A 24,138-nucleotide genomic window follows, 5' to 3' on the forward strand; every position below is an offset into this window, starting at 1 on the left:
TGTCTTTAATTCAACTGGATACTCGTCGGAAGTCAAGGGGGTGTCCGAAGCGTATCAAGAGCTTTTCCCAAACCAAAAACGGCGCAGGGCCTTCGCCCTACGCCGCTAACGTCGGTCGGGTTGCACCCGCCGGCCGGTGTCCGCCGTCTCGCAGTTAGCTGGCGCTAACCGCGTGCGGACAGCAAGTCAGGCTTTGCCTTACTTGCTTCGTTCCACCTGCTCGAAGTCCAGTTCCACCGGGGTTGCCCGCCCGAAGATCGACACCGAAACCTTCACCTTCGACTTGTCGAAGTCCAGTTCCTCGACCACGCCGTTGAAGCTCGCGAACGGGCCGTCGAGCACCTTGACCGAATCGCCGATCTCGAAATCGACCTTGATCTTCTGCTTGGTGGGCGAGGCGGCGGCTTCTTCCTTGCTGTTGAGCATCCGCGTGGCTTCCGCCTCGCTGATCGCCTGCGGCTTGCCCGATGATCCCAGGAAGCCCGTCACCTTCGGCGTGTTCTTGACGAGGTGATAGACCTGATCGTTCAGGTCCAGCTTCGCCAGCACGTATCCGGGCATGAACTTGCGCTCGGACTGCACCTTCTTGCCGCGCCGCACCTCGGTCACGTTCTCGGTCGGCACCTCGATCGCCTCGACCGCATGGTCAAGGCCAAGGCGCGTCGCCTCGGTCATGATCGAATCGCGGACCTTGCCCTCGAACCCCGAATAGGCGTGAATGATGTACCAACGCGACATGAAAGTCCTTTGAAGCTCGTGGGAGTGCGGGGTCGAGGCGTTACTGGGCGAGGCGCAGCAGCGCCTTCACGATCGCATCGAACATCGAATCGACGCCAAGGAAGAAGATCGCGAGCAACGAGGTCATGATGACCACCATCACCGCGGTCATCACCGTTTCCTTGCGCGTCGGCCACGTCACCTTCGCGGTTTCCGCCTTAACCTGCCGCATGAATTCGACTGGAGTAACCTTGGCCACGCGCGCACCCTTGTTGCGGTTGATCGACATTTGGACACAAGGCCCCGTCCGGTCCCTTACAAGAACCGGCGCGGCCCATCCACGCTGTCGGATTGGGCATGGTATCTAGCGACGAACGCCGCCCCATGCAAGCAATGCCGGGCGGCGTCGCTCAGAGCAGGCTGACCGCCGCGAACCCGCCGACCAGCGCCACCACCAGCAACGTCCCGATCAGCGTCAGCCGCTTCTCGATGAAGTCCTGCACCGGCTGGCCATAGCGCTTGAGCAGGAACGCGATCAGGAAAAACCGGAACGCGCGGGTGATCGCCGCCGTCAGCACGAACATCCCGAAATTGAACTTGGCGAGCCCCGACGCGATCGTGACCAGCTTGAACGGGATCGGCGTCAGCCCTTTCAGCAGGATGATCGCCGCGCCGTATTTGGCGAACGACGCCTGGAACGCGGTCGCCTTGTCCTGCAACCCGTACAGCTCGATCACCCAGCGCCCAACCGTGTCGAACAGGAAATACCCGATCGCATAGCCGACCATCGCCCCCAGCACCGACGCGATCGTGCAGATCGCCGCGATCCGGTACGCCCGGGTACGATGCTGCAGGATGACCGGCACCAGCACGACATCGGGCGGGATCGGAAAGAACGAGCTTTCGCAAAACGACACGACGGCAAGGCTGCGCACCGCATGGCGATGGTTGGCAAGGCGAAGCGTCCAGTCATACAGCGCACGGAACATCGTCGGCGTCCAGATGGGGGAAGGGCGCGCGGGGTGCGCTGGCACGAGTGGAGGGATTCGAACCCCCGGCCCTCGGTTTTGGAGACCGATGCTCTACCAGCTGAGCTACACTCGTGTGCGGAGGCGGCCTCTATCCCGGTCCAACCGGAAGCACAAGGCCGATTATTGGATAGCCGATCGGGCGGTCTGTAGGACAACGAAAACTTGCGGGTTCAGGCCGCGATCGCGTAGGGCTTGATCTCGCCTTCCAGATACAGTTTGCGCGCCTTGGCCCGGCTCAACTTGCCCGATGACGTGCGCGGCAGCGTGCGCGGCGGCACCAGCTCGATCACGCAGTTCATCCCCGTAACCGACCGGACACGCTCGCGAATTTCCTCGCGCAGCCGCTGCCGCTCGGCCTCGTCCGACGCGCGGCATTGCACCAGCACCGCCGGGGTTTCCTCGCCGCCCGGGGTGGTGATCGCGAAGGCGGCGATGTCGCCCGCCTTGAATCCGGGCAGTTGCTCGACCGCCCATTCGATGTCCTGCGGCCAGTGATTCTTGCCATTGACGATAATCATGTCCTTGGCGCGGCCGACGATATAGACGTAACCCTCTGACATATAAGCCATGTCGCCAGTGTCGAGCCAGCCATCGGCCATGCACGCCGCGGTCGCCTCGGGATCGCGGAAATAACCGCTCATCAGCGACGGGCCCTTGCACCACAGCTTGCCGATCGCGCGCTGCGGCAACAACGTGCCGTCCTCCTCGCGGATTTCGATCGCCATGTCCTTCACCGGCTTGCCGCAATTCACGATCGCGCGATACCGCTGCGGCCGGTCGGCGCGCCCCGCGTGACCGGAAAGTTCCGTCTCTTCAACCAGTTCGACGATGATCCCTTCGCCCGGCGGCATGATCGCCACCGCCAGCGTCGCTTCGGCAAGGCCATAGGACGGCAGGAACGCCGACGCCTTGAACCCGGCATCGGCAAAGGCATCGACGAACGACTGCATCACGTCGGGCCGGATCATGTCCGCGCCGTTGCCGGCAAGCCGCCAGCGCGACAGGTCGAACCGGTCGGCCGCCTTGGTCTGGCTCGACATCCGCCGGGCGCAGATGTCGTAGCCAAAGGTGGGCGAGTAGGAAATCGAACTGCCGGTGTTGCGGGTGATAAGGTCGAGCCACGCCAGCGGCCGCCGCGCGAAATCCTCGGTTTTCAGATAGTCGGTCGACACCTGGTTGGCGACGACCGACAGGAAGCAGCCGACCAGCCCCATGTCGTGATACCATGGCAACCACGACACGCAGCGGTCCTCGGGGTTCACTTCCATACCATGGCTGTGCGCCGACAGGTTGTTCAGCAGCGCGGCGTGGGTGATCTCGGTCCCGTGCGGGAAACGGGTCGAACCGCTCGAATATTGCAGGTAGCAGACATCGTCGGTGGCGGCCTGCGGTAGATCGCCGACCGGTGCGTCGCTGGCGGAAAAGCGTTCCCAGTCAATCCCTTCGACCCCGGCGACCCGCGCGGCTTCGCCCGCCATCGCTTCCAGTTCGGCCGGATAGAGCAAGGTCGTGGGATCGCAGCTCGCCAACTGCACGCGGAGCTGCTCGACATAGGCGTCGCGCCCGCCGAACGACGTGGGCAGCGGCAGGGGCACCGGCCACGCCCCGGCATAGACGACGCCGAAGAACAGCGCGGCGAACTCCGGCCCCGTCTCGGCGATCAGCGCGATGCGGTCCTTCGGCCGCACGCCATGCGCGATCAGCCGGTGCGCCTGCGCGAGCGCATCCTCGCGCATCTCGCGAAACGGGTAGGGGCGGGTGAGCGTGCCGCGTGCGTCGTGAAAGTTCAGCCCGCGTGTCCCCGTCGCGGCATAGTCCATCGCTTCGCCCAGCGTCGCGAAATCGGCGAAGCGGCGGGGGAGCGCGTCCATGGTCGGTGTCGCCACCGGCGTCGCTGCAACAGTTCCTTCAATATTCGTCGTCATTCTTGTCCAACTCACGGCACCATGGCGGGTAACACGCGGCTCCCAAGCGGATCGCCATAGCGACAACCGGCCGCGCGGCACAGTCCGTTTCAAAATCGCGGCGCACTATGGCACAAACATGGCGCATGCCCCGTGAACCCCGCCGCCCGCCGCCCGCGCTGACCCAGCCGGCACTCGAACGCCTTGCGCTACGCTATGTCGAACGCTTCGCGACGACCCGCGCCAAGCTGCTCGATTATCTGCGCCGCAAGCTGCGCGAACGCGGCAGCGAAGGGGTGATCGACCCCGAAGCGCTGGCCGATCGCATGGTCGAACTGCGCTATGTCGACGATCTGGCGTTCGCGGAATCGCGCGTGGCGGCGATGGCCCGGCGGGGGCTGGGGCCACGCCGGGTGCGCGATGCGCTGCGCCACGCCGGGGTGGCCGGCGAGGACAGTAGCACGCTGGACGAGGCGATCGACGAGGGGGCGGAGGCGACCGCCATGGCCTTTGCCCGGCGCCGCCGGATCGGCCCGTTCGCACCCGAACCGGTCGAGCGCGACCAGCGCGAACGACAGATCGCGGCGATGGTCCGCGCCGGTCATGCACCGTCGCTCGCCCGGCGAATCGCGTCGATGACCGCCGACGACGTCCCGGACTTGCGTGAAGACCATGCTTAATCGCAAAGAAATCGTCGCGTTCGTGAAAGATCGTGTTAGGATGCGGGCAGGGGGATTGCAAATATATGCGCATGGAGGCTCGAACCACCGCAGACGATTTCTCCGTCGTTTCGTCGGGCGTCGTGCCGTTCGACGATGATGCCGAGCCGGGAATCGCGATCGGCGGCGTCGTCAAATGGTTCGACGTGACCCGCGGCTTCGGTTTCGTGGTCGCCGACGATCCGGACGTCGGTGATGTCCTCGTGCATTTTTCGGTGCTTCAGGATCATGGCCGCCGGACCCTTCCCGAAGGGGCGCGGATCATCTGCCACGCGGTACGCAAGGCGCGCGGCATGCAGGCGACCGAAATTCTCGAAATCGACCTGTCGAGCGCGATCGAACCGGTGCGTCGCCCCGCCGACCGCCCCGACCGCATGGCATTGGCCGATCAGGCGGGACCGTTCGAGCCGGTGACGGTAAAGTGGTTCAACCGCCTGAAAGGCTATGGTTTTCTGGTTCGCATTAACGAACCCGGCGATGTGTTCGTCCATATGGAAACGCTGCGGCGCGGCGGGATTGAGGAAGTCGATCCCGAGGAGCGGCTTGTCGCGAGGATCGTCGATGGGCAGAAGGGGCCGCTGGCGATCGTGGTCGAAAAAGGCGAGTAAGCGCGTGACATTGCAACGGATGGCCGCCGCGGCGGCACTGGCGCTCGCCGCCGCGACGGGCGGCTGCCAGTCGGGCGGGAGCGACGCCGCCACCCAGGCCGGCGTCGCGACGAAGCGCGTCACCATCACGACCGCCGCCGGCAAGACCCATGACTTCACCGTCGAACTCGCCGCGACCGAAGCGCAGCAGCAGCGCGGGTTGATGTACCGCCCGTCGATTCCCGCCGATGGCGGCATGTTGTTCGCGCCCTATCCGCCCGACGGCGGCCCGCCCAAACCGGCCAGCTTCTGGATGAAGAACACGCCCAGTGCGCTCGACATCCTGTTCATCCGTCCCGACGGCACCGTGGCGACCATCGCCGAAGACACCATTCCCTATTCCGAAATCCCCGTCGGATCGGGCGAGCCGGTGTCGGCCGTCCTCGAACTGGCCGGTGGCCGCGCCGCCGAACTGGGCATCGCGGCGGGCGACAAGGTGACGTGGAAATGATCGGCACCGTTGCCCCATCCGCATCGGGGCGCTAAGCGGACCACCATGGGTATCCTCGCGAACATCTTCACCTGGTGGAACGGTGCCACCTTTGGCACCTGGATGGGCCTGCGCGGCATGGCAAAGGTCGGTTCCGACCATCTCGGCAACGTCTATTATCAGGGCGGCAAGGATACCGCGGGGCAGCCGCGCCGCTGGGTCATCTATTCCGGCTCGAACGATGCCAGCCGCGTGCCGCCCGACTGGTTCAGTTGGCTGCACCACCAGATCGAGGGGACACCCGACGAATCGCTGCCGCCGGTGCGCCAGTGGCAGCAGGTCCCGATCGAGAACCAGACCGGCACCGCGCTCGCTTATCGCCCGCCCGGCGTGCTCGACAAGGGCGGCGCGCGGGTCCGCGCCACCGGCGATTATGAGGCGTGGAACCCCGACGCATGACCCCGCGTCGCTGGCTGGTCGGGCTGGCGATCGTGGTGGTGGCGGGGCTGATCGGCTGGCTGGGCTGGACGCGGTGGCAGGATAGCCGCACCGCCACCGCACCGGTCGCCGCCGAGGTCGCCGTGCCCGATGCCGCGCGTCCGCGCACCGGTGGTGGTACCGAAGTCGTCAGTGTCGACACCGGGCTGGACGAACGGCTGCTGGCCGGTGCCACGCCGATGGCGCAGCGCGTCGCGGTGGTCGGGTTGCTCAACAAGCGCAACGGCGAAACCCGCGACCTGACGCTGAAACCCGGACAGGCGACGCGGGTCGGCGATGTCGTCGTCCGCCTGCGCGGGTGCGAGCGCACCGCGCCGTGGGAGCAGGAGCAATATACCGGCGCGTTCGTGCAACTGGACGTGCGCGGCGCCGACACCAAATGGCGCCGGGCATTTTCGGGCTGGCTGTTCAAGGAACGGCCGGCACTGAACGTCGTGCTCCACCCGATCTACGACGTGTGGCCCAAGAGCTGCACGATGTCCTTCCCCGAGGAAGGGCCGGAAACCGTATCGGCGGGCGGCGGCGCGACACCGTCGCCAACTGTCAGGCGGTCGAGCGCACCGAAATCGGCACCGGTGACGACACCGGCCGAATCGACCCCGATCGCGTCGGACAACAACGCCGAATAGCGCGCGCGGGGTATCTCGACCGCTCCCATCGATTCGAGATGGTCGGTCTGGAACTGGCAGTCGAGCAGCCGATAGCCGCCCGCCCGCAGTCGCGCGACGAGCCACGCCAGCGCGACCTTGGAGGCGCTGGGCGCGCGGCTGACCATGCTTTCGCCGAAGAACGCACCGCCGATCGCAAGGCCGTATAGGCCGCCCGCTAGCCGATCGCCGTCCCACACCTCGACCGAATGGGCGAAGCCCAGCGCGTGCAGTTCGAGAAAAACCGCTTCGATCGGTCCGTTGATCCATGTTTCGGTGCGATCGGCCGCGCTTTCGGCGCACAGCGTAAGAATATCGGCAAAGGCACGATCGGCGGTGACGCGGTAGCGGTCGCGCACGATCAGCTTGCGCAACGTGCGCGACAGGTGAAACCCGTCGAGCGGGAGGACGCCGCGATATTTCGGTTCGACCCAATAGACGCCGGGCGCGTCGCGCGTATCGGCCATCGGGAAGATCCCGGCGGCATAGGCGCGCAGCACCATTGCCGGGTCGAGGCGGTCGCTATCGCTCACAGGACCGCACCGGTCGCGAACAACGGATGGCCGTGCGATGCGGCGATACGAAGGGCAGGGGCGGTCGGCATGGCCGGCCCACCCTATCACCCCGCATCGCCGCGTCGAGGCGCTATCGGTTCATTTCCCCGCCAGCGCGCGGGCGATCGGTTCGATCATGTCCTCGGGGATGCGCCGGGCGATGACCGGCATCGTCGCCTGGCTCTTACGCGCGTCGACCACTTCCTTTTGGCCACGCCACTGGCGCAGCCGATCCGCGATATAGCCCGCCCGCTGCCCGTCGATCACCGGATAGCGGTTGGCCATGCCCGGTGTGTGGCAACTGCGACAGGCGGGGAGCTGCTGGTCGGGCAGGCCGCGCTCGATGATCCGCAGCGCCGCCGCATCGCGCGTCGGCCGCACGGCACCGCCGATCCCGTTCGGCATCGCCGCGAAGCGACGGGCAAGCGCGACCCGTTCCTCGGGCGTCAATTGCGCGGCGGCATTCCCCATCACCGCGCTCTGGCGGCGGCCGGTGGCATAGGCTTCGAGTGCTGCGGCGAGATAGCCCGGGTTCTGCCCGGCGAGGACCGGAATATCCTTCTGTCCCCGGCCCAGCCCGTCGCTGCCATGGCATCCCGCGCAACTGTCGAAGCGGCCGTTCGCCGCGCCGAACCCCTGCGCATTGCTGCCCGCGAGCAGGCGATATTCCTGCGGGCTCATCTTCGGCAGGCGGCGGACGAAGGCGACCATGCGGCGCACCTCGTCGGGCCGGTCCTTGGCACCCCATGCCGGCATGCCGCTGAACTTCACGCCATGTTCGAGGATCCAGTAGAGCTGCTTGTCGGTCCATTCCTTGGCGTTCTTCGCCAAATCGGGCGCGGGCGGCGTGGCCTTCTGCATCAACGGCAGCGGCCGGACGCCCGGCGCGCCGTGGCACGACGCGCAGGACGTGGCGTAATAGCCCGCCGCGCTCACCAGCCCGCTGGCGTCGGCGGCATCGTCGGGCACGGTCAGCGCAGCGCGGGTCTGCACCGAATTGCGCATTACCCAGTGCAGGAACCAGTCGGTGACTGCCCAGTGCCCCGACGAGGCGGCGACATTGAACGCCCCCGACCACGCATAGGCCATGCCGAGCGCGAAAATGCCCAGCAGCGTCACGATCACGCGCTTCCACGTCAGGCGGATGGTCATGGCTGCGGCTCCGGTTGACGTAGCAGCGTCGCGAGAAGCGCCAGGCCGCCGAGGAAATAGCTGGCCGCCCCGACCATCAGCATCACGACGCCGCCCAGTTGCTGGTCGGCGAGCGGATCGTGCATCCCATGCGCCATCGCCGGATAGAGCGGGCGGGGGGCAAGGCCGATCAGCGCGCCGAGCAACGTCATGTGCATCGAGGTCAGCAGCAGCGCACCAACCCCCCCCGCGCGCCGGTCGCGCCCGGTGCCGAGCACGGCGGCCCAGAGCAGCAGCCCGGCGGCGAGGAACGACGCCTGTTCGACGACCATCGCCACGATCGACCGATCGGCGAGCAGGCGCAGCGCGGGCAGATGCCAGCCCCACACCGTCACCAGCTCGACCAGCGACATGCCAAGCGGCGTGACGATCGTCGGCCAGCGCCGTGCCGGGTCAAACCGTCCGTCGCTCAGGCCGAACGCGATCAAGGGCGCAGCGATCGCGACGGCGATCATATGCCCCGCCATATGGCCGACCATTCCCGCCTGCGCCGCCGCCAGCCAGCCGGCGGGCAGTAGCGCGCCGCCGATGAGGAACGCCGCGCGCTTCACCGGCAATCCGTCAGAAACAGCACCGGCGCAGCGGTGAACAGCACGCCGACGAAGCTCAACGCCGCCAGCAGCACGGTCGAGAAGGCGAGGAAGCGAATCCGGTCGCGGTCGGTGCTCTCCTCGTGCGGGGGATCGTCGCCGGGCACCCGCGATTGCAGATGCGCGACGATCCCCGCCGCGAGGATCACCGCCAGCGCGGCGAGCGTGCCGACGGCGTAGAGGATGGGAAATCGCGGAAAACCGCCGACTTTCGCGCAATGAATCGCCGCCCACAGATAGGAGAAGAGGAAATGCACCGCCCACGCGACCGGCGGCACGATCAGCGACCACAGGGTGACTTTCAGCCGGCCGACCATGCCATGCAACCCGCGTTTCATGCGACCCCCGGGAACAGGCCGATCGTCGCATAGGTGACGATGGCGGTGAGCGCCATGAAGTGCTGATAGACGGTGATGTTGCGCAGATCGGCATCATAGCGCGGCGTCATCCGACCGGCGATGCTGCGCGCCAGCGTATAGCTCTGCATGATCGCGCCGATCCCGGCATGGGCGGTAGTCCAGATCACCAGCACCCACACGATTGCGGGATAGCTGTGCAGTTCGGGGTCGAGCCCGGTCGTCAGCGGCCCCTGCAACCCGGCCCAGATGCCGCAGAGGCTGGCGGCGATGCCGAGCGCGAGCAGCCCCCGTGCCGCACCCACCCCGCCACGCCGGTTGAACCCGCGCGCGCCCACCGTCGCCAGCCAGCTCGCCGCCGCCAGCGCCAGCGCGACCATCGGCCAGAAGGTGCCCGGCCCATCCATGCCCGGACCCGATGGCGGAAATTCGGGATGCACCGTCCAGAAGAAATAATAACCGAACACCAGCCCCGAAAAGGCGGTCGCATCGGCCATCATCGTGATGAACATCGCCCACCATCCCGGCGCCGCCGAGCCGGAGACATAGAGCGGCAGCTCGATGCCATGGCCGATCGGCTTGCTGTCCTTCTCCGGGATTTCGGCGGTGCCGGTCCACAGCCAGTAGAGGACGCAGCCCAGCGTCACGAACGCCCCGGCGAGCGACCACCAGTAGAGGTGATAGGTGGTGAGGATGAACACGCTGCCCAGCGCGACGGCGGTCATCATCGGCACCCAGCTTGGCGTGCCGAGGCGCACGACATAGAGCGGGCGCGCGTCGAGCACGCTCGTCACGATCGTCTCGCGCCGGCCTTCCTCGGCATCCGCCAGGAAGAAGCGACCCTCGTCGACCTTCTTCACGAAATCCTTCTGGTCCCAGATCGGGTAGCGGCTCTCGATCAGCGGGACCGAACGGATGCCCCAATCCTCGTCATCGGGATGCGCCAGCCATTCGAGCGTGCCGGCGTTCCACGGATTGCGCACCGCCTTGGCCCGCCACGGCGAGCGAGCAAGATCGATGCAGACGATCAGCGTGCCGAGCGCGAACAGATACGCCCCGGCGGTCGACGCAAGGTTCAGCCAGCCGATGCCGAGTTCCGCCGGATAGGTGAACACCCGGCGCGGCATGCCGAACAACCCGCTGAAGTGCATCGGGAAGAAGGTGAGGTTCGCGCCGACGAACAACATCCAGAACGCGGTGCGCCCCATCCGGTCCGACAGTTTCTTACCGGTAATCAGCGGCCAGTAATAATACAGCCCGCCGAACAACGGCAGCAGCGTGCCGCCGATCAGCACGTAATGGAGATGCGCGACCACGAAATAGGTATCGTGCGCCTGCCAGTCGAACGGGGCGATCGCGACCATCACGCCGGTCAGGCCGCCGATCACGAAGATGGCGAGGCTGCCCGAGGCATAGAGCAGCGGCGTCGACCATTTGACCTTGCCCGCCCATAGCGTCGCGATGAACGCGAAGATCTGAATGCCGGTCGGGATCGCCACCGCTTCGGACGCGGCGGAGAAGAAGGCGAGGCTGATCTTGGGCAGGCCGGTCGCGAACATGTGGTGGACCCACAGGCCGAACGACAGGAACGCGGTGCCGACCGCCGCCAGCACGATCCACGGATAGCCGAGCAGATGGCGCTGGGCGAAGGTCGGGATCATCATCGCGAACAGCGCGATCGATGGCAGGAAGACGATATAGACTTCGGGGTGGCCGAAGATCCAGAACAGGTGCTGCCACAGCAGCGGATCGCCGCCGCGCGCCGCATCGAAGAACGGCCAGTTGAGCAGCCGCTCCATCTCGAACAGCACGTCGCCCGCGATCAGCGGCGGGAAGGCGAACAGGATCATCACCGCGACGACGAGGATATACCACGCATAGAGCGGCATCAGGTTGAGCCGCATGCCGGGCGGGCGGCATTTGAGCACGCCGACGATCAGCTCGACGGCGGCGGCGACCGACGACACCTCGATGAAGCTCAGCCCCAGCATCCAGATGTCGGCACCGAGGCCGGACAGGTCGGTACGGGTGGTAAGCGGCGGGTACATGAACCACCCGCCATCGGGCGCGGCGTTGAAGAAGATCGATCCGCCGACGAATACCCCGCCGATCAGGAACGACCAGTAACCGAACGCCGACAGCCGCGGAAACGGCAGGTCGCGCGCGCCGAGCAACTGCGGCAGGAGGATGATCGACACCGCCTCGAACATCGGCACGGCGAACAGGAACATCATCATCGAGCCGTGCAGCGTGAACAACTGGTTGAAGCTGTTCGCCGAGACGAGGTCGTTGTCGGGCACCGCCAACTGGGTGCGCATGATGAGCGCCAGCACGCCCGCGAACAGCATGAAGCCGAACGCGGTCAGCGTGTACCACGCGCCGACGCGGTTGTTGTTGCAATCGGTCCAGCGCAGGAAAATGCCCTGCGGTGCTTTCCACACCGCACGCAGCCGTTCCTCCTGCGCGGCGCGGAGCGCGGGATCGTCTTGCGCGTGGAGGCTCATTTCAGACTTTCCAGATAGGCGGCGATCGCCTGCGCCTCGGCGGGCGGCAGATGAGTGTAGGCGGGCATCCGCGCGCCGGGCTTCACCGACGGCGCGTTCAGAATGAAGGCGACCAGCGCCTCGCGGGTCATCGGCTGCGTTCCCGCGCCAAGCGAGGTGCGGCTGCCGAAGTGGGTCAGGTCGGGCGCGATCCGCGCCACCGCTTCGGTGCCGGCGATCGCATGGCATCCGGCGCAGCCATCGGCGACGAACGCCTGCGCCCCGGCCGCCGCGACGCTGCCGGCAGGCGGCACGATCGCCGGGCGGCGCTCGGCGGCGAGCCATGCGTCGAACGCCACCGGCTCCATCGCCACGACGTCGAACGCCATCAGCGCGTGGCTGAGCCCGCAGAATTCGGTGCAGACGCCGCGGAACTTGCCCGGCTTCGTCGCGCGGACCACCAGCCGGTTGGTGCGGCCGGGGATCATGTCCATCTTGCCGGCAAGACCGGGTATCCAGAAGCTGTGGATCACGTCACCGGCGGTCAGGTCCAACTGCACGGTGCGGCCCACGGGGATGCGGATTTCGTTCGCGGACATGACCGGCGCGGCACCGGGCGGCTGGTAACGGACCGCCCACCAGAATTGCTCGCCCTCCACCGCGATCCGCAGATCGCTGTCGGCCACTGGCAGCGGGCGCATCGCCGGCAGGCTGTAGAGCAGCAGCGACAGCAGCACGATGACCGGTACGACTCCGCCGAGCCAGCCGACCATGCGCATGCCACCCGACAGCGTCAGCTTGCCTTCCGGCGCGCGCACCGCCGCGATCATCAATCCGGCGACACCGGCGGCGATGACGACCGCGCCGACGAGCATTATGACGGTCAGGTGGCGAACGGTCGCCGCCTCCTCGCCAAATACCGTCAACGCCGACTGATGCCGGTTGCACGCGCCAAGTGCGGCGAACGCCGCTAATCCGATTGAGGCGCTGAACCGCCGCATGATCCCCCTTCGTGCCGCTCCATTGGGGTATACGGCACGGCAGCGAAACGAGTATTGCCGCCTAGCGTTCCATCACGATCGCGATTGGACCGGGGCGTACCGGAACATGCAGCCCGTCGGCGACCGCCGGGCGCGCGGTCACGCCAGCAACCATGGCAGCATCATGCCAGCCAGCCCCCGGTGAATCCGGCCCGCTCCAGCCCGCGCCGGATATGCGGATTGCGGCGCATGACCTCCCAGATCATTCCCGACCGGCGGTTCTCGATCCCCAGCACGATCGGCCCCTGATCGATGCCGAGATAATCGCCGTCGACCCAGCCGATACCCGGCACGATCCGCCCATGCTGCAACGGCCGGTCGCTGCGGGTCAGCGTCGGGTTGAACGAATCGCGAAAGCCATAATGGTCATAGATGCCCGCGCCATAGCGCGCGTGCAGCTTCGCGATCATCGGCTCGACGATCTCGGGCGCGAACGCGATCGATCCGAGCGCGGCGGTGGGCGCGATCGTGCCATCGTCGCGTTCGCCCGGACCGCGTGCCGAATAGCTGAAGAACTCGCGTGGGCTTCCATCGATGGTCACGGTGAAGTCGCCCGGACCATCACAGGCGGTCAGCCCCCAGCAATCCGCGCCATACCCCGTCTTGCGACCCGGATTCTCGATCGCATAGGCGCGCTGGGCATGGGTCGCGCGGCGGCTGTTCTCGAAATAATCGATGCCCTTGGACGCGATATAGGAATCGCGGATGCCACGGAAATCGACCCACATATGGCTGTACTGATGGCCGAACAGCGGCGCGAACTGCAAATGCGGTTCGCCCCAGCGATTGCCCCAGCTCGCCTCGAACCGCTTCGTCAGCGCGGCCCATGTCGCCGGCGGCAGCGGATGCGTTGGGCTGGCTAGCGCCAGCACATAGAGGATCATGCCCTCGTTATAAATATCCCAGTCCGACCGGATGAACCCGGTTTCGGGATGCCAGCCCATCGACACGAAGGTGCCACGCGGCGTGATCCAGTCCCATTCGACCGCCCGGTAAAGCTGTTCGGCCAATGCCCGGATCCGTGATTCCTTTGGATCGGCACGATCGAACCAGCTTTGCGCGAACAGCACGCCGCCCAGCAGCAGCGATGTGTCGATCGTCGACAATTCGGTCCGGCCGAAGCGCGTGCCGGTCTTCGCATCGAGGAAGTGGTAGAAGAAGCCCTTGTGCCCGCTGGTGCCGGACGCGGCAGGGCCGCTGGGCGCGCGCGCGAAGAATTCCAGCGTCGCGAGCGTGCGGTCGCGGTTTTGGTCGCGGGTGATCCAGCCATGTTTTTCGCCGACGCCATAGCTGGTCAGCGCGAAGCCGACCGCCGCGATCGAGGCGAAGCTGGGCGTCGGCCAGCGATCGGGCGCCAGCCCGGTCACGGGATCGGTCGTGTCCCAGAAGAAGCGGAACGCGCGTTCCTGCACGTCGGACAGAAGATCGGGGGTGGCGAGCGCGCCCATGCCGCCCGGCGCGGCGCATGCCCCGACGATCGCGGCGCTGCCGGCGGCGAGGAAGTGGCGGCGGTCGATCATGGGCTGGCCTTACGTCCATATAAAAAAGCCGGATCGGGCAAGGGGGGCGCCCGATCCGGCAGGAAGGGAAAGATCAGAAGCGATAGCCGACGCGGAACTGGATGCGCCGGGGCAGGGTGAGCAGGTCGCGGCCGATTCGCGCCGAATCGAGCGTGTCGACCGGCCGGCCGGTCGCCGGGTTGACCTGGTTGTTGAAGAAGTCGTCGAAGCCCGAGAAGTTGTTGTTGTTGAAGGCGTTGAGCAGATCGACCGCGATCTCCGTCTCGCCGCCCAAAATCTTCAATTTGTTCGCCAGCGTCAGGTTCACCTCGCAGAACGCGAATACGCCCTTGATGCAGTTCTTGTCGGGATAGCGTGCGCTGAACTCGTTGAAGCCGGAGGTCGCGCCGTTCGTGCCGTCGGTGACGCGGAACGCCTGACCGCTGCCAAACGTGCTGAGCGTCGAGAACTGGAAGCCCAGCGGCAGGTCGACGATCCCCGACAGGACCAGCCGGTGCCGTTCGTCGCCGTCGCGCGGCCGCCAGCCGTAATCGTCGGGGGTGACGGCATCGAGGCTGAAGAGATCGCCGCCGTTCTGCTCGCCCTTCGACAGCGTATAGGCGATGTTCACGCCCCAGCCCGACGTCTGGGTATAGGGCTTGTCGGCGGTGACGTAGAGCGCCTTGTACCGGGTATCGAGCCCGTCATAGCCGATCAGCGCGTTCGAGAAGCCGAACGGCACCAGCGGCGCGGTGGTGCAGCACGGACCAATCCCGTTGTTCTGGCGCGTGGCGAACAGGTTGGTATAGCCGTTGCGGCCACGCTGATAGGATCCCGTCACGGCGAACTGCCACCGGCCGACCTGCTGGCGCACGCCGAGGCTGACCTGATCGTTGACCGGCGGCTTGGTGTCGTTCTTGACCGCGAACAACTCCGGCGTACCGCTGGTCGAGGTGGCACGCAGTTCGAGCAGCCCCTCGCGCGTCAGGTAGCGCGGATTCCAGACGACGGTCTGCAGTCCGTTGCGCGGCTGGCCATCGCGCGAAAAGCGGAACACGCCGATCGGGTTGATCGTCCGCGACTGTTCGTCGACGGTGTTGTTGAAGTTGTTGCGATCATAATAGCGTCCGAACCCGCCGAACACGACGGTCGTGGCGTCGTCCTTGATGTCGTAGGAGAAGCCGAAGCGCGGCGCGAACGCCCCGGCGAACGGCTTGCGATTGCTGCCGGTGCTGATGTAGTTTTCGGGATCGAAATAGCTGGTCGCGGGCAACGCACGGAGCGCCGCTGCGGCGTTCGCCGACGTCACGAAATCATTGTTGTTGCCGTTGGTTTCATAATCCCAGCGCAGGCCGAGGTTCAGTTGCAGCCGGTCGGTCACGTCCCAGTCGTCCTGGACGTACAGGCCGACCTGCGTGTTCGACCCCCGCACCGTGCCGTTCCCCAGCCCCAGCCGCGCCTCGGCGGGGAAGCTGAAATCGGTGTCGTTGGCGAGGTTGGTGTTGGGGTTTTCGACCGTATCGATGCGGAAGGTATAGCCCGGTTGCAGGAAGGCGAGGTTCGAGAATTCGATGTCCGTCACCTCGACCCGCGCGCCGACCTTGATCGCGTGATTGTCGATACCCGAATAGGTGAAGTCGTCGCGCAGCGTATAGCCCTGCTGGATTTCCCGCCGCGATGCCTCGCGCCCGCCGAACTGCAACACCGTGTCATAGTTGAAGCTCGACTGACCCGGATTCAGCGACGTCGGGCTGAAATTATAGTTCAGATAGTTGAGGTTGACTTCATTGATGAAGCTGTCGCCACGATAGGTCCATTTCAGCAGATACGTCTCGACCGTGTTGCGCTTGTTCTCCGCGAATTCATAGGCAACGTTGCCGCCGAACCCTTGGATGTCGGTTTCCTCGCGGCGGCTGTACGACAAGTCGAACGTCTGCGCGTCGTCCGGCGTGAAGGTCAGCTTGCCGAAGTAGAAATCGCCCCGGAACGGGCTGACGAAATTGCCTTCGAACTCGCTGATCCGGCGGCCCGATGCAGCCTCGAACGCGCGGATATTGTCCGCCGTGCCGGTGGAGTCGACGATGAACGCGCGGTCCTGATCGTTGCCTTCATACGCGCCGAAGAAGAACAGCTTGTCCTTGATGATCGGCCCGCCGAGCGACACGCCATATTGCTTGCGCTCGAACGCCGGCTTGTCGCGGCCATTGATGCGGTCGAGGTAACTGCGCTCGGTCAAACCGCGGTCGGTGTACTGACCGAAGACTTCGCCATGGAAATCATTGGTGCCCGATTTGGTAACGGCGGTGATAATCGCCGATCCGGCCTGCTCGTATTCGGCCTTGTAATTCTGCGTCAGGACGCGGAATTCCTGCACTGCCAACTGGCCGAACGGATTGCCGCGGCTGTTCTGCTGCCCGGCCACGCCGCCTTCGCGCAGCTTGTTCTTGAGCGACACGCCGTCGATGAAGACATTGACCTGCGAAGCGGTCGAGGCGCCGGCCTGAAACCCCTTGTTGGTTTCGCTGTCGTTATAGCGGACGCCCGGCGCGAGCGCTGCGAACGACAGGAAGTTACGATCGGTCTGCGGCAGGGTGCGGAGCTGTTCCTGCGTCACGTTGGTCGCGATCTCGCTGGTCCGGCTTTCGATCAGGCGGCTGCCGGTCACGACGATGACGTCGCTGTCGTCACCTTCGGCCGCAGGAGCGGCGGCGGTGCCGTCGGCGGCCGGGGCGGCGGCGGCGCCCAGCGTGATGTCGAGGCTGGCCGACTGGGCGATGCCGACGGTCGCTTCCTGCGACGCGCTTTCGCCGTTCGGGCCGGTAATCGCGATCGCATAGCCGCCCGGACGGATGCCGTTCAGCGTGTAGCGGCCGTTGGCATCGGTCGTGGCGCGATAGCTCTGGTTCGTGCCGGCCGAGGTTGCGACGACGCTCGCCCCCGCCACCGCCGCACCCGACGCATCGCGCACCGTGCCGCGGATCGACGCGGTCGTCGTCTGCGCGGCGGCCGGCGCGATGGCCACCATGCCGCTGGCGAGCGTCGTCGCGGCGACCAGCGCCGCGCGGAACATCGACTTCTTCATGGAAATATTCCCCTTGCTGCCCGTGGGTCCGGGCCGTCCCTGGATGTCGTTGTCTCACGCACCACCAGGACCGGTGCGCGATGTTCGATGGAGCAGTCGTCGCCGCCGCCGATCAGGTCGATCAGGCGCGCGACCGCGCGTTCGCCCAGCCGCGCGATGTCGATGCGCAAGGTGGTGAGGGCGGGCGAGATCAGGCGGGCGAGCGGTACGTCGTCGAATCCCGCGACCGCGATGCGGCCGGGCACGTCGATTCCGGCGCGCCGGAACGTCATCAACAGGCCGATCGCCATCATGTCGTTGGCGGCGAATACCGCATCGACGTCGCCGTCGCGCGCGATCAGCCGTTCCGCCGCCGCGACGCCCGATTCCTCCAGAAAGGTCCCGCGCTCGATCATCGGTTCCAGGCCCGCGTCGGCCATCGCGGCGCAGTAGCCCGCGACCCGTTCGTCGGCGTCGATATTGCCCGCCGGGCCGGCCAGATGCAGGATGCGTCGCCGCCCGGTCGCGACCAGATGGTCGACCATCATCCGCGCGCCCGCGACATTGTCGATCCGCAGTTCGGGGCGGGGCTGGTGATGCGGCGCGCAGTTGACCAGCACGGTGGGGACGCCGGCGGGCATATGGCCGAACAGCCGGTCGGGATCGATATGCGGGGCCATCACCACCAGCCCGTCGACCCGGCCGCGCATCGTGTGCAGCGCCTCGATCCCGCGTGCCGGATCGTCGTGCATGTTCGACAGCAGCAGTTGCAGGCCGCGCGCCGATGCCTCGCGGTCCATGCCGCGCAGCAGTTCGGAGAAGAATTCGCCGTGCAGGTCGGGCAGCACCACGCCGATCGCGTTCGACCGCGCGAGGCTGAGCGAGCGTGCCCCGGCATGCGGGATATAGCCGAGTTGCGCGGCGGCGGCCTCCACCTTCTCCCGCAGCGCGGGGCGGACGTTGGTCAGGCCGTTCAGCACGCGCGATACCGATGCGACGGACACGTCCGCCACCCGGGCTACATCGCGGATCGTGGCATTCGCCATCGCCTTTGCAATCCACTCCCTGCGCCGCTGCGATTCGTACCAGCGGCTTTTCGTCGGCCGGATGCCGATCGCTCTTGATGTAACCGGTTACATCAAACTACAACGGGCTTCAACCAGGATTCGCATCGCCGCCGCTGACAGGCCGGCGGGCAGGCAGGAGAGGGGATCGCATGGAAGACATCCGCATTTCGCGGCGCGCACTGATGATGGGCGCAGGCGCCGTCGCCGCATGGCAGGCATCGCCCGCGCGCGCGCTGCTGGCGCAAGGGGCCACCACCGCGCTGCCGGCGTCGGTCGAGGCGCTGATCGGCCAGATGACGGTCGAGGAAAAGGCCGGGCAGTTGACGCTGATGGCTGCCGCATGGGCCGGGGGGGCGGCCAATGCGCTGAACCCGATCGGCGCGACCGCGACGTTCGACGAACAACTGGCGCAGGTGCGTGGCGGAAAGCTGACCGGCGTGTTCAACGGCAATGGCGCGGAAATGGCGCGGCGGATGCAGACGGTGGCGATGCGCGAGGCGCGCCTCAAGGTGCCGTTGCTGTTCGCCGCCGACATCATCCACGGTTTCCGCACCGTGTTCCCGATGCCGCTGGCCGAAGCGGGCAGTTTCGACCCCGACCTTGCCGAGCGCACCGCGCGCGCCGCCGCCGTCGAGGCATCCGCCGCCGGCATCGACTGGACCTTCGCGCCGATGGTCGACATCGCCCGCGACGCGCGCTGGGGTCGCGGGATCGAGGGGGCGGGCGAGGACATCTTGCTTGGCAAGGTCATGGCCGAGGCGCGGGTGCGTGGGTTTCAGGGCCGGCGCGGGCTGATGGCCGACGATGCGGTCGCCGCCTGCGCCAAGCATTTCGCCGCCTATGGCGCGGGCGAGGGCGGGCTCGACTATAATACCGTCGACGTGTCCGAACGGACTTTGCGCGAAACCTATTTCCCGCCGTTCCAGACCGCGTTCGCCGCCGGCGCGCCGACGACGATGGCGTCGTTCAACGAACTGTCGGGCGTGCCCGCCACCGCCAATCCGTGGCTGCTCGACACCGTGCTGCGCAAGGAATGGGGGTTCAGCGGCCTCGTCGTCTCCGATTATACCGGCGATGAGGAACTGATCGCCCACGGCTTCGCGGCGGACGCACGCGAGGCGACGAAACTGGCGTTCATGGCCGGCGTCGACATGTCGATGCAGTCGGGCTTCTACCTTACGCATCTCCCCGATCTGGTCGCGAAGGGCGAGGTGCCGATGGCACGGCTCGACCAGGCGGTGCGGCGCGTGCTGGCGATGAAGGTGCAACTGGGGCTGTTCGACAACCCGTTCCGCCGCATCGATCCGCGCCGCGAAAAGACGCGGGTGCGCACCCCCGAACACCTCAAGCTGTCGCGCGAGGCGGGGGCGAAGTCGATCGTGATGCTCAAGAACGACGGCGATCTGTTGCCGCTGCCAAAAACGGGCAAGCGCATCGCGCTGATCGGCCCGTTCGTGCAGGGCCAGCGCGAGCTGATCGGGACGTGGAACGTCTATGGATCGGACGCCGAGGCGGTCGACTTGCTGACCGGGGTGCGCGCGGCCGTCGCCGATCCGGCGCTGGTCAGCGCGGTCGATGGATCGGGCATCACCGATCCGATTCCCGGCGGCATCGACGCGGCGGTCCGCGCCGCCGCCGTTGCCGACATCGTCGTGCTGGCGATCGGCGAATCGCAACGCATGTCGGGCGAGGCGCAGTCGCGCACCGACATTGGCGTGCCCCAGGCGCAGCTCGATCTGGCGCAGGCAGTGCTTGCCACCGGCAAGCCGACCGTCGTGCTGCTGCGCAACGGCCGGGCTATGGTGCTGGAAAAGCCGGTGCTGGACGCGCGGGCGATCCTCGTCACCTGGTTCCTCGGCTCGCAGAGCGGCCCGGCGACCGCCGACATCCTGTTCGGCGACATGTCACCCTCGGCGCGCCTGCCGGTCAGCTTCCCCTATGCGACCGGGCAGTCGCCCTATTATTATGCGCACAAGACCACCGGCCGGCCCAATCCGCCGGGGCCGCTTGCCGAATACAAGGCACGGTATCGAGAAGGGCCGAACGCCGCGCTGTTCGCGTTCGGCCATGGCCTGACCTATGGCCGGATCGCGTACAGCGACCTCGATCTCGGCGGCGGGCGGATGGCGCTCGACGGCACGCTGAGCGTGCGCGCCCGCGTCACCAACAGTGGCACCCGCGCCGCGACCGAAGTGGTGCAGCTCTACATCCACGACGTCGCCGCCAGCATCACCCGCCCGGTGCGCGAGCTGAAAGCCTATCAGCGCGTCACGCTGGCGCCCGGTGAATCGAAGCTGGTGACGTTCACGCTGAAACCCGCCGACCTCGCCTTCATCGGCACCGCCAACCGGCCGGTGACGGAGCCGGGCAGCTTCCGCCTGTGGATCGCGCCGTCTGCCGAAGCCGAGGGGGTGAACGGCAGCTTCACCGTCGCCTGAAGCATCGGGCATCCTTCGCGTCTGCCCGCGCGTTAGAGCGGTAACCAGACACGAAGGATGCCCCGATGACCGACAAGCAACCCAATCAGGCGATGCCCGGCGAAAAGGGCGCGGCGAAGCCCGACGGCGTCAATTCGACCCCCTCGGGCGGTCAGTCGAACGGCGAGGCCTATCCCAACCCGCAGACGGGCAAGGAGGGTGGCCGGTTCGATGGCGGTCAGACGTTGAAGGATTATCACGGCGGCCCCGGCGGGGCCGACAATCAGGCCGCCGGGACCGACTGACCGGCGTCGTCATAGCCGAGGTCGCGGCTGATCGCCTGCGCGGTCGCCGCGACCTGCGGGCCGATCGCCGTGACCTTGTCCTGCGTCAGATATTGCGCGGCGGTGGCGATGCCGATCGCGGCGACGATCCCGCCGGTCACGTCGCGGATCGGTGCGGCGACCGAACGGATGCCGTCGTTGCCGATACTGTCGTGGATCACGTGCCCCCGCCGCGCATTGGTGCGCATGTCGGCGACCCATGCCTCGACCGCCGCATCCTCCGTACCGGGGCGGACGGCGTGATACAGCCGCGCCAGCCCGGCGGCGTCCTCGTCGAACAGCAGCGCCTTGCCGATCCCGGTCTGCGCCACCGGCCGCCGGTCGCCCGGCCGGGTCGATACTTCCAGCCGCTGCCGCCCCGCCGCGCGGTCGAGGTGGAGCGAATGATCGCCCTCGCGCCGGCCGAGGAACACGCACAGCCCGCTATCCGCCGACAGCGCCTCCATCCGCGCGCGGGCGACGCGGACGATGTCGATCCGGCGATGCGCGGTGAACCCCAGTTGCAGCAGCATCGGCCCCAGCGTCAGTTGGCCCTTCTCTCCTTGCGCGACATAGCCGCGCTCGACCAATGCCGCCGCCAGCCGGTGGGTGGTCGTCCGGCTGAGCCCCAGCATCCGCGCCAGTTCGGCGACGCGCAGCGGCGCGTCGCGCAGCGCCTCGACCAGATCGAGGCCGCGCATCAGCGTCTGCGTACCGCGCGATGCGGTGGAGGGTTCGTCGGTCGGCTCGCTCATCGCGCGGTCCTTATCACCCCGCCGCGCCCGGTCCAGCGGCGATGCGGTCCTGCGCCATCACCAGCGTGCCGAGCGGCCCGGCCTCGTCGCCCAGCGCCGCCGGCACGATCCGCTCGCCGATATTGCCCGCATCGACATAGCCGAGATACCCGCCGAGCGCCGCGACCGTGCGCGTCCGCACGAGGTCGAGCAGATGCGGCTGCCCCAGCCCCACGCCGCCGCCGACGATGATCCGCGCCGGCGACAGCGTCAGGAACAGGGTCGCGAACGCCTCGCCCAGCGCATCGGCGATATAAATCCAACGCGGATCGTCGACGGCGAGCAGATGCGCGCCATGCCCGCACCGCGCCGCGATCGCCGGGCCGCTGACCAGCCCTTCGAGGCAGTCGCCATGGAAGGGGCAGGCGCCGGCGAAATCGTCGCCCGGGCTGCGGCGCACGCGGATATGCCCGGCTTCCGGGTGCATCATGCCGGTGACGGGCCGGCCGCCGACGATCAGCCCCATGCCGACCCCGGTGCCGACCGTGACATACAGGAAGTCGGACAGTCCGACGCCCGCGCCGAACCGCCCTTCGCCCAGCGCCGCGCCGGTCACATCGGTATGGAACGCGACCGCGCCGAACCCTTCCGCCAGCGGCCCGACAATATCGGCCCCGGCCCAGTGCGGCTTGGGGGTGGGCAGCATGACGCCCTCGCGCACCGATACCGGCCCGAAGCTGGCGATGCCGATCGCACGCGGTCGATATTCGGTCCGCCACGCCGCCAGTTGCCGCGACAGCGCGCCCAGCGTCTCCCCGGGGGTCGTCGTCGGCACGCGATACCGCGCCAGGATTTCCCGACCCCGCCCGATCACCGCGATCGATTTCGTGCCGCCCAGTTCGACGCCCGCGACGACGGCTTCGCTGCCCATGATGCTTCCTCTCCCTGTTATTGCCGATAGTGGCGCACCCGCCGGGCCCCCGGCAAGTACGCCTACCGTACACGATGGCATATCGGATACTGCAAACGATTGTACGCTTTGCCGCACCGCAAAGATTTTCGCTAGGCGCACGGCGATATTTTCTCGTACAAGCATGGGGATGGAGCAAAATCGATCCACGACCCCTCGCGTGCGGACCATTGCCGATCTCGCCCGGCTGGCGGGGGTGTCCGCCGGCACCGTTTCGCGCGCGTTGGCCGGCAAGTCGCTGGTGAATGCCGAGACGCGCGACCGGATCCAGGCGCTGGCCACCGAACATAGTTTCCGCCCGAACCAGATGGCCAGCCGGCTGCGGACGCAGCGCACCGGGGTGATCGGCATCGTCGTGCCGCTGGGGCACGAACGGCGCCAGCATCTGTCCGACCCGTTCTTCATGACGATGCTCGGCTTTCTCGCCGACCGGCTGACCGAGAATGGCTATGACCTGATGCTGTCGCGCATCATTCCCGATGCCGCCGACTGGCTGGAACAGATCGTCGATTCGGGGATGATGGACGGTGTGCTGCTGATCGGCCAGTCGGACCAGATCCCGACGATCGAGCGGGTCGCCGAACGCTATCGCCCGCTGGTCGCATGGGGCAGCAGCAACCTCGACGGGCAGGTGCATTGCGCGGTCGGCACCGACAATGTCGCCGGCGGCCGGCTGGCGGGCGCGCGGCTGATCGCGCGCGGCTGCCGCCGGGTCGCCTTTCTGGGGGAGATGCGCGCGCCCGAAATCCGCGACCGCTACGACGGCGTGGCGCAGGCGATGGCGGCGGCGGGGATCGACCATCCGCCGGTCCAGCTCGACACGCACCTCGCCTCGGACATCATGGAGCAGGAGATCGCCGGCCACCTCGACCGGGTCGGCGGCACGATCGACGGCATCGCCGCCGCGTCGGACGTGATCGCGATGACGACGCTGCGGGTGCTGGCGGATCGCGGCATCCGCGTGCCGGACGACATGCCGGTGGTCGGCTATGATGACCTGCCGATCGCGATCAGCGCGGTGCCGCGCATCACGACGGTGCGACAGGACCTCGCGACCGGCGCCAATGCGATGATCGACGCGCTGTTCCGCCGCATCGCGGGAGAGGATGCGCCATCGCTGGTCCTGCCCCCGGTGCTGGTGGAACGCGACTCGGCCTGACGATACTTGCTCCCCTCCCTGACAAGGGAGGGGCTGGGGGTGGGTAGGTCCGTGGCGGACGCACCGCTCCCTCGCAGGCCGACCCACCCCCGACCCCTCCC

The 24,138-nt window shown here is 67.1% G+C and carries 22 protein-coding genes, 1 tRNA gene and 1 pseudogene; 8 read left to right on the forward strand and 16 right to left on the reverse strand.

Annotated features, from left to right (window positions below):
• Positions 1-198: 198 nt before the first annotated feature.
• From nusG to ASG37_RS02230, 5 genes are all read right to left on the reverse strand, one after another.
• Entirely contained in the window at positions 199-738 is a 540-nt protein-coding gene (gene nusG / locus ASG37_RS02210) for a transcription termination/antitermination protein NusG (RefSeq protein WP_055755635.1), read from the reverse strand.
• 40 nt (positions 739-778) lie between these two features.
• The gene (gene secE, locus ASG37_RS02215) at positions 779-1,006 is read right to left on the reverse strand and encodes a preprotein translocase subunit SecE (protein WP_055755638.1); all 228 of its coding nucleotides are present in this window, start codon (positions 1,004-1,006) and stop codon (positions 779-781) included.
• A 121-nt stretch (positions 1,007-1,127) separates the two neighbouring features.
• Positions 1,128-1,706 (reverse strand): YqaA family protein, encoded by a 579-nt coding sequence (locus ASG37_RS02220; protein ID WP_055755640.1) that lies wholly within the window; start codon positions 1,704-1,706, stop codon positions 1,128-1,130.
• A gap of 39 nt (positions 1,707-1,745) precedes the next feature.
• Positions 1,746-1,821 (reverse strand) — tRNA-Trp (locus ASG37_RS02225).
• Between the two features lie 97 nt (positions 1,822-1,918).
• Entirely contained in the window at positions 1,919-3,673 is a 1,755-nt protein-coding gene (locus ASG37_RS02230) for a fatty acyl-AMP ligase (RefSeq protein ID WP_055755642.1), read from the reverse strand.
• Positions 3,674-3,798: 125 nt separating this feature from the next.
• Here ASG37_RS02230 and ASG37_RS02235 point away from each other — a divergent pair, with 125 nt between their 5' ends.
• The 5 genes and pseudogenes from ASG37_RS02235 to ASG37_RS17970 all read left to right on the forward strand — a co-directional run.
• Positions 3,799-4,332, forward strand: a complete 534-nt coding sequence (locus ASG37_RS02235) for a regulatory protein RecX (protein WP_055755644.1) — start codon at positions 3,799-3,801, stop codon at positions 4,330-4,332.
• A gap of 65 nt (positions 4,333-4,397) precedes the next feature.
• Positions 4,398-4,979, forward strand: coding sequence for a cold-shock protein (locus ASG37_RS02240; RefSeq protein ID WP_055755645.1), 582 nt, complete (start codon positions 4,398-4,400; stop codon positions 4,977-4,979).
• Between the two features lie 19 nt (positions 4,980-4,998).
• Complete coding sequence (locus tag ASG37_RS02245) at positions 4,999-5,469, forward strand: DUF192 domain-containing protein (RefSeq protein ID WP_055755647.1); 471 nt, start codon at positions 4,999-5,001, stop codon at positions 5,467-5,469.
• 45 nt (positions 5,470-5,514) lie between these two features.
• Entirely contained in the window at positions 5,515-5,907 is a 393-nt protein-coding gene (locus ASG37_RS02250; protein ID WP_055755650.1) for an NADH:ubiquinone oxidoreductase subunit NDUFA12, read from the forward strand.
• Between the two features lie 218 nt (positions 5,908-6,125).
• Positions 6,126-6,359, forward strand: a pseudogene (locus tag ASG37_RS17970) (DUF2155 domain-containing protein); the annotation flags it as partial.
• Between the two features lie 35 nt (positions 6,360-6,394).
• Here the strand turns inward: ASG37_RS17970 and aat are convergent.
• The 9 genes from aat to ASG37_RS02295 form a co-directional block, all read right to left on the reverse strand.
• Entirely contained in the window at positions 6,395-7,096 is a 702-nt protein-coding gene (aat, locus tag ASG37_RS02255) for a leucyl/phenylalanyl-tRNA--protein transferase (protein WP_055757214.1), read from the reverse strand.
• Between the two features lie 150 nt (positions 7,097-7,246).
• A complete protein-coding gene (locus tag ASG37_RS02260) occupies positions 7,247-8,299 on the reverse strand; it encodes a c-type cytochrome (RefSeq protein ID WP_055755651.1) in 1,053 nt (350 codons plus the stop codon).
• Complete coding sequence (locus tag ASG37_RS02265) at positions 8,296-8,889, reverse strand: cytochrome c oxidase assembly protein (RefSeq protein ID WP_055755653.1); 594 nt, start codon at positions 8,887-8,889, stop codon at positions 8,296-8,298. Before ASG37_RS02265 ends, ASG37_RS02260 begins: the two co-directional genes overlap by 4 nt.
• The gene (locus ASG37_RS02270; protein ID WP_055755655.1) at positions 8,886-9,266 is read right to left on the reverse strand and encodes a hypothetical protein; all 381 of its coding nucleotides are present in this window, start codon (positions 9,264-9,266) and stop codon (positions 8,886-8,888) included. Before ASG37_RS02270 ends, ASG37_RS02265 begins: the two co-directional genes overlap by 4 nt.
• Positions 9,263-11,788 carry a cbb3-type cytochrome c oxidase subunit I gene (locus tag ASG37_RS02275; RefSeq protein WP_055755657.1) on the reverse strand — a complete coding sequence of 842 codons (2,526 nt, stop codon included), beginning with the start codon at positions 11,786-11,788 and terminating at the stop codon, positions 9,263-9,265. Before ASG37_RS02275 ends, ASG37_RS02270 begins: the two co-directional genes overlap by 4 nt.
• Positions 11,785-12,768 carry a cytochrome c oxidase subunit II gene (gene coxB, locus ASG37_RS02280; RefSeq protein WP_055755659.1) on the reverse strand — a complete coding sequence of 328 codons (984 nt, stop codon included), beginning with the start codon at positions 12,766-12,768 and terminating at the stop codon, positions 11,785-11,787. Before coxB ends, ASG37_RS02275 begins: the two co-directional genes overlap by 4 nt.
• Before the next feature lie 161 nt (positions 12,769-12,929).
• Positions 12,930-14,327 (reverse strand): glucoamylase family protein, encoded by a 1,398-nt coding sequence (locus ASG37_RS02285; protein ID WP_055755661.1) that lies wholly within the window; start codon positions 14,325-14,327, stop codon positions 12,930-12,932.
• A gap of 73 nt (positions 14,328-14,400) precedes the next feature.
• Positions 14,401-17,388 (reverse strand): TonB-dependent receptor domain-containing protein, encoded by a 2,988-nt coding sequence (locus tag ASG37_RS02290; protein ID WP_055755663.1) that lies wholly within the window; start codon positions 17,386-17,388, stop codon positions 14,401-14,403.
• Entirely contained in the window at positions 17,385-18,413 is a 1,029-nt protein-coding gene (locus tag ASG37_RS02295; protein WP_055755665.1) for a LacI family DNA-binding transcriptional regulator, read from the reverse strand. Before ASG37_RS02295 ends, ASG37_RS02290 begins: the two co-directional genes overlap by 4 nt.
• Before the next feature lie 170 nt (positions 18,414-18,583).
• Between ASG37_RS02295 and ASG37_RS02300 the strand changes: the two genes are divergently transcribed.
• Positions 18,584-20,872, forward strand: coding sequence for a glycoside hydrolase family 3 N-terminal domain-containing protein (locus ASG37_RS02300; protein ID WP_055755667.1), 2,289 nt, complete (start codon positions 18,584-18,586; stop codon positions 20,870-20,872).
• Positions 20,873-20,937: 65 nt separating this feature from the next.
• Positions 20,938-21,156, forward strand: coding sequence for a hypothetical protein (locus tag ASG37_RS02305; RefSeq protein ID WP_055755668.1), 219 nt, complete (start codon positions 20,938-20,940; stop codon positions 21,154-21,156).
• On the opposite strand, the gene ASG37_RS02310 is transcribed toward ASG37_RS02305, so the two are convergent.
• On the reverse strand, positions 21,135-21,929 hold the full coding sequence (locus ASG37_RS02310) for an IclR family transcriptional regulator (RefSeq protein ID WP_055755670.1): 795 nt from the start codon (positions 21,927-21,929) through the stop codon (positions 21,135-21,137). The two genes, ASG37_RS02305 and ASG37_RS02310, sit on opposite strands and share 22 nt — an antisense overlap.
• A gap of 13 nt (positions 21,930-21,942) precedes the next feature.
• Positions 21,943-22,839: an ROK family protein gene (locus ASG37_RS02315; RefSeq protein ID WP_055755672.1), complete on the reverse strand. Its 897-nt coding sequence runs from the start codon at positions 22,837-22,839 to the stop codon at positions 21,943-21,945.
• Positions 22,840-23,008: 169 nt separating this feature from the next.
• On the opposite strand from ASG37_RS02315, the gene ASG37_RS02320 reads away from it, so the two are divergent.
• On the forward strand, positions 23,009-24,037 hold the full coding sequence (locus ASG37_RS02320) for a LacI family DNA-binding transcriptional regulator (RefSeq protein ID WP_055755674.1): 1,029 nt from the start codon (positions 23,009-23,011) through the stop codon (positions 24,035-24,037).
• Positions 24,038-24,138 lie beyond the last annotated feature (101 nt).

The organism is Sphingomonas sp. Leaf407 (genome assembly GCF_001425385.1).
In the GTDB taxonomy this organism is placed as follows: domain Bacteria; phylum Pseudomonadota; class Alphaproteobacteria; order Sphingomonadales; family Sphingomonadaceae; genus Sphingomonas.